This window comes from Caulobacter sp. 05L422 (assembly GCF_056397765.1).
The window spans coordinates 67,936-81,624 of sequence record NZ_JBFTOB010000015.1 but is presented as its reverse complement, the minus strand read 5'-3'; the positions used below and the strand labels follow the sequence as shown (position 1 = coordinate 81,624).

General features: G+C 70.2%; 13 protein-coding genes. 8 read left to right on the top strand and 5 right to left on the bottom strand.

Annotated elements, in window-relative coordinates; genetic code table 11:
- The first annotated feature begins 25 nt into the window (after positions 1 to 25).
- The 3 genes from AC1DMQ_RS15420 to AC1DMQ_RS15410 are packed head-to-tail and all read left to right on the top strand — an operon-like array spanning position 26 to position 2,549.
- Positions 26 to 502, top strand: a complete 477-nt coding sequence (locus tag AC1DMQ_RS15420; RefSeq protein WP_477034433.1) for a DUF2244 domain-containing protein — start codon at positions 26 to 28, stop codon at positions 500 to 502.
- Between the two features lie 51 nt (positions 503 to 553).
- Complete coding sequence (locus tag AC1DMQ_RS15415; protein ID WP_477034432.1) at positions 554 to 1,435, top strand: methylated-DNA--[protein]-cysteine S-methyltransferase; 882 nt, start codon at positions 554 to 556, stop codon at positions 1,433 to 1,435.
- 52 nt (positions 1,436 to 1,487) lie between these two features.
- The gene (locus AC1DMQ_RS15410; RefSeq protein ID WP_477034431.1) at positions 1,488 to 2,549 is read left to right on the top strand and encodes a DUF2252 family protein; all 1,062 of its coding nucleotides are present in this window, start codon (positions 1,488 to 1,490) and stop codon (positions 2,547 to 2,549) included.
- Here the strand turns inward: AC1DMQ_RS15410 and hslU are convergent.
- From hslU to hslV, 3 genes are all read right to left on the bottom strand, one after another.
- Positions 2,546 to 3,844 carry an ATP-dependent protease ATPase subunit HslU gene (hslU, locus tag AC1DMQ_RS15405; RefSeq protein WP_477034430.1) on the bottom strand — a complete coding sequence of 433 codons (1,299 nt, stop codon included), beginning with the start codon at positions 3,842 to 3,844 and terminating at the stop codon, positions 2,546 to 2,548. The two genes, AC1DMQ_RS15410 and hslU, sit on opposite strands and share 4 nt — an antisense overlap.
- The gene (locus AC1DMQ_RS15400) at positions 3,841 to 4,674 is read right to left on the bottom strand and encodes a DUF4440 domain-containing protein (protein WP_477034429.1); all 834 of its coding nucleotides are present in this window, start codon (positions 4,672 to 4,674) and stop codon (positions 3,841 to 3,843) included. The genes hslU and AC1DMQ_RS15400 overlap by 4 nt, the downstream gene beginning before the upstream one ends.
- 73 nt (positions 4,675 to 4,747) lie before the next feature.
- Positions 4,748 to 5,320, bottom strand: coding sequence for an ATP-dependent protease subunit HslV (hslV, locus tag AC1DMQ_RS15395; protein WP_477034428.1), 573 nt, complete (start codon positions 5,318 to 5,320; stop codon positions 4,748 to 4,750).
- Between the two features lie 31 nt (positions 5,321 to 5,351).
- Between hslV and AC1DMQ_RS15390 the strand changes: the two genes are divergently transcribed.
- Positions 5,352 to 6,089: a HesA/MoeB/ThiF family protein gene (locus AC1DMQ_RS15390; protein ID WP_477034427.1), complete on the top strand. Its 738-nt coding sequence runs from the start codon at positions 5,352 to 5,354 to the stop codon at positions 6,087 to 6,089.
- Here the strand turns inward: AC1DMQ_RS15390 and AC1DMQ_RS15385 are convergent.
- Entirely contained in the window at positions 6,086 to 8,089 is a 2,004-nt protein-coding gene (locus AC1DMQ_RS15385) for an alpha/beta hydrolase family protein (RefSeq protein ID WP_477034426.1), read from the bottom strand. The genes AC1DMQ_RS15390 and AC1DMQ_RS15385 overlap by 4 nt on opposite strands.
- A 65-nt stretch (positions 8,090 to 8,154) precedes the next feature.
- Positions 8,155 to 9,141, bottom strand: a complete 987-nt coding sequence (locus AC1DMQ_RS15380) for a 2-hydroxyacid dehydrogenase (RefSeq protein ID WP_477034425.1) — start codon at positions 9,139 to 9,141, stop codon at positions 8,155 to 8,157.
- A 100-nt stretch (positions 9,142 to 9,241) separates the two neighbouring features.
- On the opposite strand from AC1DMQ_RS15380, the gene AC1DMQ_RS15375 reads away from it, so the two are divergent.
- From AC1DMQ_RS15375 to AC1DMQ_RS15360, 4 genes are all read left to right on the top strand, one after another.
- Positions 9,242 to 9,772 (top strand): SH3 domain-containing protein, encoded by a 531-nt coding sequence (locus tag AC1DMQ_RS15375; protein ID WP_477034424.1) that lies wholly within the window; start codon positions 9,242 to 9,244, stop codon positions 9,770 to 9,772.
- A gap of 102 nt (positions 9,773 to 9,874) precedes the next feature.
- Positions 9,875 to 10,390: a 3-hydroxyacyl-[acyl-carrier-protein] dehydratase FabA gene (gene fabA, locus AC1DMQ_RS15370; protein WP_477034423.1), complete on the top strand. Its 516-nt coding sequence runs from the start codon at positions 9,875 to 9,877 to the stop codon at positions 10,388 to 10,390.
- A 68-nt stretch (positions 10,391 to 10,458) separates the two neighbouring features.
- Positions 10,459 to 11,676 (top strand): beta-ketoacyl-ACP synthase I, encoded by a 1,218-nt coding sequence (gene fabB / locus AC1DMQ_RS15365; RefSeq protein ID WP_477034422.1) that lies wholly within the window; start codon positions 10,459 to 10,461, stop codon positions 11,674 to 11,676.
- Positions 11,677 to 11,701: 25 nt separating this feature from the next.
- Positions 11,702 to 13,654 (top strand): O-linked N-acetylglucosamine transferase, SPINDLY family protein, encoded by a 1,953-nt coding sequence (locus AC1DMQ_RS15360; protein ID WP_477034421.1) that lies wholly within the window; start codon positions 11,702 to 11,704, stop codon positions 13,652 to 13,654.
- The last annotated feature ends 35 nt before the right edge of the window (positions 13,655 to 13,689 follow it).

Genomic DNA, 13,689 nt, shown 5'->3' with positions numbered 1-13,689 from the left:
TCGCGCCGAGCCTAAATCAGCCGTCATGGCTCAGCCGCTGTATATGGACGCCGTGATTAAGCCGAACCGCTCGATGAGCCGGCGGGGGCTCTATGTCGTCCTGGGCGTGATGATCGCCTTCAACCTGATGGTGGCGGCGTTCCTGCTGGTGGTCGGCGCGCCGCCGGTGCTGCCGTTCCTGGGGCTGGACGTCCTGGCCGTCGCCCTGGCTCTGCGCGCCAGCTTCCGGGCCGCCGAGCGGTCCGAGCGGGTGCGGGTCACCGCCGAGGCCGTCACGGTCAGCCGCGAGGACGAGAAGGGCGCGCGGGTGATCTGGACCTCGCCGACCGCCTTCACCCGCGTGGGCGTCGACCAGCCGGGCGAGCACGAGACCCGGGTGCGGCTGATGATGTCGCGCAAGCGCCTGACCCTGGGCCGGGCGCTCAGCCCGCCCGAGCGGGTGGATTTCGCCCGGGCGCTGGAGCGGGCGATCCTGAAGGCTCGGTCGGAACGACATGGCTGAAGGCGCAAGAACCGGGCGGACGGCGTTCTCCCGACGCACTATCTTCTGTCCATGGCCCTCGATATCTCCCCTTCGCAAGCCTTCGCCCACCTGTCCGAGCGGTCGGCCGACTACGACCGCATGGCCAAGGCCCTGGCCTGGCTGGCCGACCGCTGGCAGGAGCGCCCGTCGCTGGACGAGGCCGCCCAGGCCGTCGGCCTGTCGCCGTTCCACTTCCAGCGGGTGTTCAGCCGCTGGGCCGGCGTCAGCCCCAAGACCTTCGTGGCCGCCATCGCCCACGCCGAGGCCCGCAAGTCGCTGGAGGAGGGGGCCAGCGTCCTCGACGCGGCCTATGACGCCGGGCTGTCTGGCCCGTCGCGCCTGCACGACCTGTTCATCGCCCAGGAGGCCGTCACCCCTGGCGACGTGCGCCGGCGCGGCGAGGGGATCAACCTGACCTGGGGCTGGGCGCCCACGCCCTACGGCAAGGGCCTGTTCGTCATGGCTCCGCGCGGCCTGGCGGGCCTGGCCTTCTCGGACGGCGACGACGAGGCGACGTTCGAGGACATGCACCGGAGGTTTCCCGCGGCCGACTGGCATCGGGACGACGCCGTCGCGGCCCAGACCGCCATCCACGCCTTCGCCGGCGGCGACCAGCCCTTGCCGGTGGTGCTGATCGGCTCGCCGTTCAACGTCCAGGTCTGGAAGGCCCTGCTGCGCATTCCACCAGGCCGGACCTCTAGTTATGGCGAGATCGCCGCGTGGGCGGGCAGTCCGCGCGCCTATCAGGCCACCGGCGGGGCGATCGGGGCCAATCCGATCTCGCTGCTGATCCCCTGCCACCGGGCCATCGCCAAGGACGGGCGGCTGACCGGCTATCACTGGGGCCTGGGCCGCAAGGCGGCGATGCTGGGCATGGAAGCGGTGGAGGCCGGCGGCCGGCTTTCGGCCTGAGGCGCCAGGGCCTAGTCTGGGCGCCAATCACCAGCAGGGCCGGGAACAGCGCATGACCGCCTCGATCAAGGCTTCGGCCAAGGCCTACGAGGCCTGGCTGGGCGCAGCGCTCGGCGGCGACCTTGTCGAGGCCGACCTGGCCGAGAAGCACGACAAGATGCGCAAGGGCCCGTTCCCCTTCCTGCGGGCGACCTACTGGCGCTGGGCGGAGACGATCTTCGAGACCTGCCCGGACCTGGCCTCGGCCCCGCCGGTCCTGGCGATCGGCGACACCCACGTCGAGAACTTCGGCTGCTGGCGCGACGCCGAGGGGCGGCTGGTCTGGGGCGCCAACGATTTCGACGACGCGGCGGTCATGCCCTATCCGCTGGACCTTGTCCGCCTGGCCGCCAGCGCGCTGCTAGCTCGCAACGACGAGGACGCCGGGTCGCGCGAGATCTGCGAGGCGATCCTGGCGGGCTACGCCGCCGGCCTGGCCGACCCCCGGCCCTTCATCCTGGAGCGCGATCACAAGTGGCTGCGCAAGGCGGTGATGCTGCCCGAGCCCGAGCGGGCGGCCTATTGGAACAGGTTCGCCGCGCCTCCGTCGCGTCCGATCCCGCCGCGCTACCGCCAGGCCCTGCGCGCGGCCTTGCCGGATCCAGACGAGGCCTTCGAGACCTTCCCGCGCACGGCCGGGGTCGGCAGCCTGGGCCGGCCGCGGTTCGTCGCCCGTGCCGACTGGCGGGGCGGTCCGGTGCTGCGCGAGGTCAAGGCGGTGGTCGTCTCGGCCTGGACGCTGCGGCACGGCGGCGATCCGGCGATCCGCGCCGGCGATGTGGCCGAGGGCGGGTTCCGGGCCGTCGATCCGCACTACCGCGTCGCGGACGGCCTGGTGGTCCGCCGCCTGTCGCCCAACAGCCGCAAGATCGAAGCCAAGGACTCCACCGAAGACCTGCTGTCGCCCGACATGCTGATCGCCATGGGCCGCGAGATCGCCGCCTGCCACGCGGGGGACGGCGAGCGCGCTCAGGCGCTAGGCGCGCACCTGCGAGGCCTGCCGCCCGACTGGCTGCGCGACCACGCCAAGGGGGCCGCGCGCCAGGTCGAGGCGGATCAGGCGGCGTTCGACTAGAGGATGAACCGGCTCAGATCGGCGTTCGCCGCCAGCGCGCCGATCCGCGACTGCACATAATCCGCGTCGATCGTGATCGTTTCGCCCGAACGATCCGCCGCCGAGAAGCTGATCTCCTCGACCACCTTCTCCAGGATGGTCTGCAGCCGGCGGGCGCCGATGTTCTCGACCGAGGCGTTGACCGCCACGGCCGCGTCGGCGACGGCGTCGATGGCCTCTTCCGAGAACACCAGGGTCACGCCCTCGGTCAGCAGCAGCGCCTGGTGCTGGCGGATCAGATTGGCTTCCGGCTCGGTCAGGATGCGGCGCAGGTCGTCGCGCGACAGGCCCTTCAGCTCCACGCGGATCGGCAGGCGGCCCTGCAGTTCGGGCAGCAGGTCCGACGGCTTGGCCACGTGGAAGGCCCCCGAGGCGATGAACAGGATGTGGTCGGTCTTCACCGGCCCGTACTTGGTCGAGACCGTCGTGCCCTCGATCAGCGGCAGCAGGTCGCGCTGCACGCCCTCGCGGGAGACGTCGGCGCCGCCGCGCTGGCTCGAGCTGGCGACCTTGTCGATCTCGTCCAGGAAGACGATGCCGTGGTTCTCGGCCAGTTCCAGGGCTTCCTGGGTCAGGGCCTCCTGGTCCAGCAGCTTGTCGCTTTCCTCGGCGATCAGCGGGGCCCAGGCGCCGGTGACGGTGGTCTTGTGGGTCTTGGTGCGGCCGCCGCCGCCGAACGACTTCATCATTTCCGACAGGTTCAGCACCGAGGCGCCCGGCTGGCCGGGGATCTCGAACATGCCGCCGCCGCCGGTGTCGGCCAGCTGCAGTTCAACCTCCTTGTCGTCCAGTTCGCCGGCCCGCAGCTTCTTGCGGAAGCTGTCGCGGGCGGCGGTCGCGCCGGGACCGGTCAGGGCGTCGAGGATGCGCTCCTCGGCGGCGGCCTCGGCCTTGGCCCGCACGCCGGAGCGGCGCTTGTCGCGGACCATGGACAGGGCGCTCTCCACCAGGTCGCGGACGATCTGGTCGACGTCGCGGCCGACATAGCCGACCTCGGTGAACTTGGTGGCCTCGACCTTGAGGAACGGCGCCTGGGCCAGCTTGGCCAGCCGGCGGGCGATCTCGGTCTTGCCCACGCCCGTGGGGCCGATCAGCAGGATGTTCTTGGGGGTGACCTCGTCACGCAGGTCGGCGGGCACCCGGCGGCGACGCCAGCGGTTGCGCAGGGCCACGGCGACGGCCTTTTTCGCGTCGGTATGGCCGACGATGTAGCGGTCGAGTTCGGAGACGATTTCGCGGGGGGAGAATTCGGTCATGTGTCCGTGTTCAAGGTCTCGAAGATCAGGCGCCACCCTTGGGGGCGCTTTTGCCAGACATGCATATAGTGCGTGTCGATCGGGGTTTCAGAAGGGCCGGTCCAAACGGCCGTCCCGTGGGTCCAGACGAAGTCGCCGGCCGCCGAGGCCCCGCCGCCGTCCATCCTGATCGTCATCCGTGCTGGGCGCAGGCCGATCCGAGCGGCGAGGTCGGCGGGCGTGAGAGCTTCGGTTCCGCCCGGGCCGGTCAGCCAGGCGTCGGACGACAGGGCGGCGCGATAGGCCTGGGGAGCGTCGACGCTCGCGGCCTTGGCCAGATCTGTCTCGGCCGAACGGACGGCGGTCAAGGCTTCGGCGGGCGATCTGGAGCCCTTCGTGGCCGTCGGGCCCTGGATCGCCGGGGTCGAGGCGTCGGGCGCCCTCGCGGCGTCCGCCTCGGCCCCGCCGTCGTAGATCCACTTCCACTGGCCGTCAGGGCCCTTGCGCCAGATCGTGGCGTAGTAGCCGCCGCGCTTGCCGTTGACCGCGGAGGGGCCGACCGACAGGCCAAGGTCGCCGGAGCGGGCGATCACCACCTTCTGCGGCCACCATTCCAGCTTGGGCGTCTTGCTGGACGGGCGCTTCTCGTAGAGCGCCTTGGCGCTGACCGGGCCAGGTCGGAACATGATGGCGTCGTCGGCCATGTGCGCGAGGAACGAGTCCCGGATGCCCAGGGCCAGGCCGTCGGCCGCGAAGGCGCGCTCGGCCTTCTCGATCTCGGCGGGCGATGGTTCGGCGGCAAGGGCCGGCGCGGCCAGCAGCAGTGAAGCGATCAGAACGGTCTTGAGCATCGGGGTCCCTCCCGCCCGCAGCTAAGCGCCGCGCGCGGTCGGTGGCTCGTGAATTCCGCGTAACGCCGCGAAATCAGAGGGTTTCAACCGTCAGGTTGCCGTTGGTGTAGACGCAGATCTCGGCGGCGATGGCCATGGCGCGGCGCGCGATCTCCTCCGCCGTCAGGTCCTGGTCGATCAGGGCCTTGGCCGCGGCCAGGGCGTAGTTGCCGCCCGAGCCGATGGCCGCGACGGAGCCGCCGCCCTGGCTTTCGCCCGGCTCCAGCACGTCGCCGACGCCCGTGACCGTGTAGATCGAGGTCGCGTCGGCCACCAGCAGCATGGCCTCCAGCCGGCGCAGGTAGCGGTCGGTGCGCCAGTCCTTGGCCAGGTCGACGCAGGCCCGGGCCAGCTGGTCGGGATACTGCTCGAGCTTGGCTTCCAGGCGTTCGATCAGGGTGAAGGCGTCGGCCGTGGCCCCGGCGAAGCCGGCCACCACCTTGCCGCCGGCCAGGCGGCGCACCTTGCGGGCGTTGCCCTTGACGACGGTTGGGCCCATGGAGACCTGTCCGTCGCCGGCGATCACGGTCTGACCGTTCTTGCGCACCGCCAGAATGGTCGTGCCGTGCCAGTCGGGGAAGGAATTGCTGTTTTGCATGTCTCGCATCTGGCGAGGCTCAGCACGGATATCAAGCGCCATGAGCTTTTCCGAGGCCGAGGTCGAACGCTACGCCCGCCATCTGGTGCTGCGCGAGATCGGCGGACCGGGCCAGCAGAAGCTGAAGGCGGCGCGGGTCCTGGTGGTCGGGGCCGGGGGCCTGGGCGCCCCGGCCGCCCTCTACCTGGCCGCCGCCGGGGTGGGGACCCTGGGCCTGGTCGACGCCGACACCGTCGCGCTGTCCAACCTGCAGCGCCAGGTGCTGTTCGCCACCGCCGACACGGGCCGGCCGAAGGTCGAGGCGGCCGCCGAACACCTGACCGCCCTGAATCCGCATCTGAGCGTCGAGACCCATCAGGTATGGCTGGGTGAGGCCAACGCCCGCGACCTGATTTCCCGGTATGACCTGGTGCTGGACGGCACGGACGACTTCGCCACCCGCTTCGCCGTCAGCGACGCCTGCCTGGCCGAGGGCAAGACCCTGGTCAGCGGAGCCTTGGGCCGCTGGACCGGCCAGGTCGGGGTGTTCCAGGGCCGGCCCTGCTACCGCTGCCTGGTGCCCGAGACCCCGCCCGACGCCGAGACCTGCGCGATGGTCGGGGTGGTCGGCGCCCTGGCCGGGGTGATCGGCTCGATGATGGCCCTGGAGGCGGTCAAGGCGATCACCGGGGCCGGCCATACCCTGGCCGGCCGCCTGCTGATCTACGACGCCCTGGCGGCCGAGACCCGCACGGTGAGGATCGGCGCCGACCCGGCCTGTCCCAGCTGCGGCGGCTAGGCCTGGTCGAACGCCTTGGCGATGTGCTCGATCGCCTGGTTGAGGATATTGCGGGTGGTGAACCGGTCCCAGCCCCGGTGGCCGATCCAGGCGATCTGGTTGTATTTGACCGAGGCGCCGGCGGCCTTCAGCGCCCTGTTCATGGTCTTGGACTGTTCGACCGGGACGATCGAATCCAGGGTTCCGTGGATCAGCAGCACCGGCGCCTTGATCTCGCGGGCGCGCAGGGCGGGCGAGCTGGCGGCCAGCAGGGCCTTGTCGGCCACGGGATCGCCGATCGTCTTGACCCAGTACTGGTAGGTCGGCGAATCCGCGCCGTCCTCGTCGCGGGCGTTGGCCAGGAAATCGTCGAGGTGGCTGACCCCGGCGATCGAGACCACGGCGCGATAGGCGTCCGGGGTCTTCACCGCGCCCATCAGGGCCGCGTAGCCGCCGTAGCTGGCCCCGCAGATGGCCACGCGGCGGGTGTCGAGCTTGCCCGTGGTCAGCGCCGCCGCCAGGGCGTCCTCGACGTCGTTCTGCATCTCGACGCCCCAGCGCTTGCGGCCGGCGTCGGCGAAGGCGCGGCCATAGCCGCCCGAACCCCGGAAATTGACCTGCAGGACGGCCCAGCCCTTGGCCGCGAAGGCCTGGACGAAGTTGTCGAAGCTGTAGTCGTCCCGCATCTCCGGCCCGCCGTGCGGGACGACGATCAGGGGCCGTGGTCCGGTCGCCTCGCCGATGGGCAGGGTCAGGTAGGCGGTCAGGTCCAGGCCGTCGCGGCTCTTCAGCTTCAGCACGCTCATCGGCGCCAGGCGCCCGTTCAGCCAGGGCTTGGTCTGGCCCAGCAGGTTCAGCGACCCCGCCGCGTCGTAGAACCACAGCGAGCCGGGATCCGTCGGGTTGGTGGTGCTCAGCACGAAGCGCTTGTGGTCGAGGCTGACGTCGACGAACCCGACATTGGCGTCGTTGCGGAACACCGCCGACAGCTGGTCGAACTGGGTCTTCAGACCAGGTTCGAAGAACAGGTAGTCGTTGCGGTCCTCGGTGAACGAGGCGGCGATCAGGTGGCTGCGTTCGTCGATGAACACGCCGGTGATGTCGCGGCCCGGCTTGGCCACGACGGCGTCGCCGAGCTCCAGCTTGTTGAGGTCGAACCGCCGCAGCACCTTGCCGTCGTCGCCGTCGCGTTCCGAAGCGACCAGCAGGACGCCGACGTCCGGCGTCGAGCCGACGACCTCCAGATCGGAAAACTTGCGCATCTCGTCGCGTCGCAGCTTGCGATACAGGGTCCAGTCCGACGCCCCCGGGGCGCGGGTGAACATCGACACCACCGTGCCTCGGCGGTTGGAATCGAAGCGCACGACGGGCACGCCGTTCTGGGTGAACCAGCCGTAGGTCGTCTGCGACCCGCGCTCGAAGAAGGTCGCCGCCCCGGTCCGCACGTCGACCTTGTAGAGGACGTAGCAGAGCTTCTGGCTGTCCCAGGCCTGCATCAGGACCTGGTTGGGATCGTCGGACAGGGTGTCGACGACCGTGGCCAGGTCGAACTCGCGCAGGAGCCGCTCCTCCTGGCCGAACAGCAGGGCGGACTCCGAGCCGTCCAGGTTCATCGACAGGATGCGGCTCTTGGGCACGTCGAAATAGAGGTCGCCGTAGCGGACGCGGGTGGGCCTGCCGTCCAGCTCCTTGTGCACGTCGACCCAGATCAGCAGCCGCTCGTCGTTGGCCCATTCGATCCGCTGGACGTCGTAGTCCCCGATCAGCACCACCGTCGGCGCCGCCTTGGTCTGGTCGGTATGCTGTAACAGGACGTAGGCCTTGAGCTGCTCGCGCTCGTGCTCCACGCGCAGCACCGCCAGCTGGGTCCCGTTCGGCGAGAGCGCCGCGCCCAGAAGGGTGGACGGGGCCAGAAGCTCGTCGAGGGTCGGAGGGATCTGGGCGGCCGGAGCCGCCACGGCCGCGCCCAGCACCGCCGGCGCGACGGCGCCGCCGGCCAACACCCCACGCCGAGAAATCATGTAAGCCCCCGAACACAACTCCGGCGACAGGAGCGCGATTGGCCTACGCGGTCAAGCTTGTGGGATCAGAGCATCGACGGGATGACGCGGTCCGGCGGGCGGTGGCCGTCCATGAAGGTCTTCACGTTGACGATGACCTTCTCGCCCATGTCGACGCGGCCCTCGACGGTGGCCGAGCCCATGTGGGGCAGCAGCACGACATTGGGCAGCTTCAGGAGCTTGGGGTTGATGGCCGGCTCGTGCTCGTAGACGTCCAGGCCCGCCCCGGCGATCTCGCCGCGCGCCAGCATGTTCGCCAGGGCCCCTTCGTCGATCACCTCGCCGCGGGCTGTGTTGACGACGATCGCGTGGGGCCGCAGCAGCTTGAGCCGGCGGGCCGACAGCAGATGGTAGGTCGCGGGAGTGTGCGGGCAGTTGACCGAGATGAAGTCCATCCGGGCCAGCATCTGGTCCAGGCTTTCCCAATAGGTGCAGCCCAGTTCCTCGGCGATGCGCGGGCTGACGGGCTTGCGGTTGTGATAGTGCACCTGCATGCCGAAGGCCTTGGCGCGGCGGGCCACGGCCTGGCCGATGCGGCCCATGCCGATGATGCCCAGGCGCTTGCCCCACAGGCGGCGGCCCAGCATCCAGGTCGGCGACCAGCCGTGGAAGCCGCCGGCCTTGACCACCTCCGCGCCCTCGACGATCCGGCGCGAGGCGGCCATGATCAGGGTCATGGTCAGGTCGGCGGTGTCCTCGGTCAGCACGCCGGGGGTGTTGGTGACGATGATGCCCCGGGCATTGGCCGTGGCGACGTCGATATTGTCCACGCCCGCCCCGAAATTGGCGATCAGCTTGAGGCGGTCGCCGGATCGCGACAGAAGGCGGCTGTCGATGCGGTCGGTGATGGTGGGCACCAGCACGTCGGCCTGGTTCATGGCCTCGACCAGTTCATCGGCCGTCAAGGGTTTGTCGGTGACGTTCAGCTGGGTGTCGAACAGCTCGCACATCCGCGTCTCCACCGGATCGGGGAGTTTGCGGGTGACGATGACTTTGAGCTTGCGAGCTGACATGAGCGGTTCGAAAAGCCTTCCCCAATTGGGCGTTTCCCAAATGGGGCGCCAGGCGGGTGTTTGAAATCAGTAGCAAAGGGGCCGGGTGCGGCCAAGCAACATGCCGACGAATTGCAAACATCGTTCGCTCGGCGCCTTGACGCTCGTCGTGGCCGGACTGGCCGTGCTCGGAGCGGGCGCCGCCTGGGCGCAAGGCCCCAAGGTCACGCCGTCGGGCATGGAGGTGCCGCGCTACGTGTCGCTAAAGTACGGCGAGGTGAACGCGCGCGTCGGGCCGGACGAGGCGCACCGCCTGCTGTGGATCTACAAGGCCAAGGGCATGCCGGTGCAGGTGGTGGCCGAAACCCGCGAGTGGCGCAGGATCTGCGATCCCGAGGGCAACCTGGCCTGGGTGCACAAGCGCACCACCGACGGCCGCCGCACCGCCATGCGCGTCCAGCCCACGCCCCTGGCGCTGCGGGCCCAGCCCAAGCCCGACGCGCGGATCAGCGCCTATCTGGCCGGCCGCTCGACCGCCGGTCTCGACCGTTGCGAAAAGGGCTGGTGCAAGCTGAAGGCCGACGGCGAGTCGGGCTGGGCGCCGCAAAGTGAAATTTGGGGAGCCGCGCCTCAGGTGCAGTGCAAGGAATAGGACGTTTTCGCCCCGTTTCAGCCCTTGGGCAGCGATTGGCGATCACACGCGTTACCGAAAGTAACATTGAGGCGCGGCCCGCCGCCGTGCTAGGGCGAGGCCATGCAACAAAGTTCCTACACCTTCGACGAGCTCCTGGCCTGCGGCCGAGGCGAACTGTTCGGCCCCGGCAACGCCCAGCTGCCGGCGCCGCCGATGCTGATGTTCGATCGCATCGTCCGCATCGAGTCCGAAGGCGGCAAGTACGGCAAGGGTTATGTCGAGGCCGAGTTCGACATCAATCCGGACCTGTGGTTCTTCGCCTGCCACTTCATCGGCGACCCCGTCATGCCCGGCTGCCTGGGCCTGGACGCCCTGTGGCAGCTGGTCGGCTTCTTCCTGGGCTGGTCCGGCGGTCCCGGCCGCGGCCGCGCCCTGGGCGTGGGCGAGGTGAAGTTCACCGGCCAGGTCACGCCGGACATCAAGAAGGTCGTCTACAAGATCGACCTGAAGCGCGTCATCATGCGCAAGCTGGTGATGGGCATCGCGGACGGCGTATTGGAAGCCGACGGCAAGGTCATCTACGAAACCAAGGACCTGAAGGTCGGCCTGTTCACCGCCGAGCAGATGGCGTCTTGATCCAGTCGCAGGGTCGGCCGCTCTAGAGTCGACCCCTTCTGGATCGGGGGAAGAAAAGAGGATTATTCATGCGTCGCGTCGTCGTCACCGGACTGGGGATCGTCTCGTCCATCGGCAACAACGCCAATGAGGTGCTCGCCTCACTGCGTGAAGCCAAGTCCGGCGTGGTTTTCGCGCCGGAGTACGCCGAGTTGGGCTTCCGCTGCCAGGTTCACGCCAGCGTCAAGCTGGACAGCTGGGAAGCCCTGGTCGATCGCCGCGCCGCGCGCTTCCTGGCGCCCGGCACGGCCTATGCGCACATCGCCATGGAACAGGCGATCGCCGACGCCGGCCTGGAGGAGACCGAGGTCTCCAACGAGCGCACGGGGCTGATCGTCGGTTCGGGCGGTCCGTCCACGCGGGTGATCGTCGAGGCGGCGGCCACCACCAAGGAAAAGGGCCCCAAGCGGATCGGTCCGTTCGCGGTGCCCAAGGCCATGAGCTCGGGCCCGTCGGCCGTGCTGTCGACCTGGTTCAAGATCCGCGGCATCAACTATTCGATCAGCTCGGCCTGCGCGACCAGCGCCCACTGCATCGGCGCGGGCGCCGAGCAGATCCAGATGGGCAAGCAGGACATCGTCTTCGCCGGCGGCTGCGAGGAACTGGACTGGACCCTGTCCAGCCTGTTCGACGCCATGGGCGCGATGAGCAGCAACTTCAACGACCGTCCGGCCGTGGCCAGCCGCGCCTACGACAAGGACCGCGACGGCTTCGTGATCGCCGGCGGCGCCGGCATCGTGGTGCTGGAAGAATACGAACACGCCAAGGCGCGCGGGGCCAAGATCTACGGCGAAGTGGTCGGCTACGCGGCCAATTCGGACGGTTTCGACATGGTCGCCCCGTCCGGCGAGGGCGCTGCGCGCTGCATGAAGATCGCCATGGCCGAGGCCGGCGGCCGGACCATCGACTACCTGAACCCGCACGGCACCTCCACGCCGGTCGGCGACAGCAAGGAGATGGGCGCGGTCCGCGACGTGTTCGGCGACAAGGCCCCGCTGATCTCCTCGACCAAGTCGCTGACCGGGCACAGCCTGGGCGCGGCCGGGGCGCAGGAGGCGATCTACTCGATCCTGATGCTCGACAACGGCTTCGCCGCCAAGAGCGCCAACATCGAAAACCTCGATCCCGAGTTCGCCGACCTGCCGATCCTGCTGGAGCGTTCGGACAAGCCGCTGACCACGGTGATGTCCAACAGCTTCGGCTTCGGCGGCACCAACGGCACGCTGATCTTCAGCAAGGCCGACTGATCCGGCGGGGCGGGCGGTTCAGGCCATGACCGCGCGCCAAGCCTTCGACCTCTACCAGACCGGCCGTGCCGCCGAGGCGGCGGCGCTGTGCGAGCGCCTGGTCCGCGACGATCCCGGCGCGACGGCCGCCTGGCACATGCTGGGGGTGTCGCGGCTGGCGCTGGGACGAACGGCGGAGGCCCTGGACGCCCTCGACCGCGCCCTGGCGCTGGATCCCGCCCGGGCCGGCGTGCTGACGGCGCGCGCCGCCGCGCTGGTCTCGCTTGAGCGGTTCGAGGAGGGCCTGTCCGCCTGCGCCGCCGCCCTGGCGGCCGATCCCGCCAATCCGATGGTCCTGAACGCCCAGGGCGTGGCCCTGCGCCGCCTCGGACGGACGGAAGAGGCCTTGGCGGCCTACGACCGCGCCCTGGCGCTGTCGCCGGGCTTCGTGGACGCCCTGTGCAATCGCGGCGGGGCGCTGTCGGACCTCGGCCGGTTCGACCAGGCCCTGGCGGCCCACGACCAGGCCCGCGCCGCCGCGCCCAATCAACCCCAGCCCCTGGCCAACCGCGCCGCCTTGCTGATGCTGCTCGGGCGACCCGCTGAGGCGGCTCTGGACCTGGAGCGGGTGGTCGCCCAGGACCCCCGCCATCCCCGCGCCGTCGGCGACCTGTTGCATGCGCGCCGCCTGGTCTGCGACTGGCGGGACGACGCGGCCCTGTTGGCGGCCATCCGAGCCGAGCTGGAGGCGGGGCGGCCGGCCGTCGGCCCGTTCGCGGCCCTGTCGGCGTTCGACGACCCGGCCCTGCATCGTGTCGTCGCCGGCCTGGCCGCGCCGCCCGTCGCGCCGACCCCCGTCTGGCCGCCGCGCCCGCCGGGCGACCGGATCCGCGTCGCCTATCTGTCGGCCGACCTGCACGACCACGCCACCGCCCGGCTCATGGCCGGCCTGCTGGAGGCCCACGATCGCGAGCGGTTCGAGATTATCGCCCTGTCCTACGGTCCCGACCTGGGCGGCGCCCTGCGCGAGCGGATCGACGCGACGTTCGAGCGCCGGATCGACGTGCGCCGGATGTCCGACGCCGCCGTGGCGTCTCTGGCCCGCGAGTTGGGCGTCGACATCGTGGTGGACCTGAAGGGCTACACCCAGGACGGCCGGCCGGGAATCCTGGCCCATCGCGCCGCGCCGGTTCAGGTCAGCTGGCTGGGCTATCCCGGGACTTTGGCGGCCCCCTATGTCGACTATGCGGTCGCCGACGCGGTGGTGCTGCCGCCGGGGGCGGAAGGTGATTGGAGCGAGGCGGTGGTCCGCCTGCCGCTCTACCAGCCCAATGACGCCCTGGCCGCGCCCGAAGCGACCGCCAGCCGCGCCGACGCCGGACTGCCGGACGACGCCCTCGTGTTCGCCTGCCTGAACAATCCGGCCAAGATCACGCCGGAGACCTTCACCGCCTGGATGACGATCCTGGCCGGCGCGCCCGGCGCGGTGCTGTGGCTCTACGAAGGCTCGCCCGGCGTCGCCGCCAACCTGCGGGCCCGGGCGGAGGAGGCGGGGATCGATCCCGAGCGCCTGATCTTCGCCGCGCCCGCCCCGCACGCCGATCATCTGGCGCGCCAGGGCCTGGCCGACCTGGTGCTCGACACCTGGCCCTACGGCGCCCACACCACGGCCAGCGACGCCCTGCGGATGGGAGTTCCGCTCCTGACCCTTCCAGGCAAGAGCTTCGCCAGCCGGGTCGGCGCCAGCCTGCTGACCGCGCTGGGCCTGCCCGAACTGATCGCGCCGGACGTCCAGGCCTATGTCGCCGCCGCCGTGCGCCTGGCCTCGGATCGAGCGGCGCTCCAAGCGCTGAAAACCCGCCTGGACAAGTCTTTGCGGACCTCGTCGGTGTTCGACCCCGTCGCCTTCGCCCGGCATCTGGAAGCAGCGTTCCAGGCCCTCCACACCCGCGCCCGGGCCGGCCTGTCGCCCGCAGGCCTCGACATTGATCCCGTCTGAAGGGTTCCGCGAACAACGAGCGCCTGCTAGCTAGC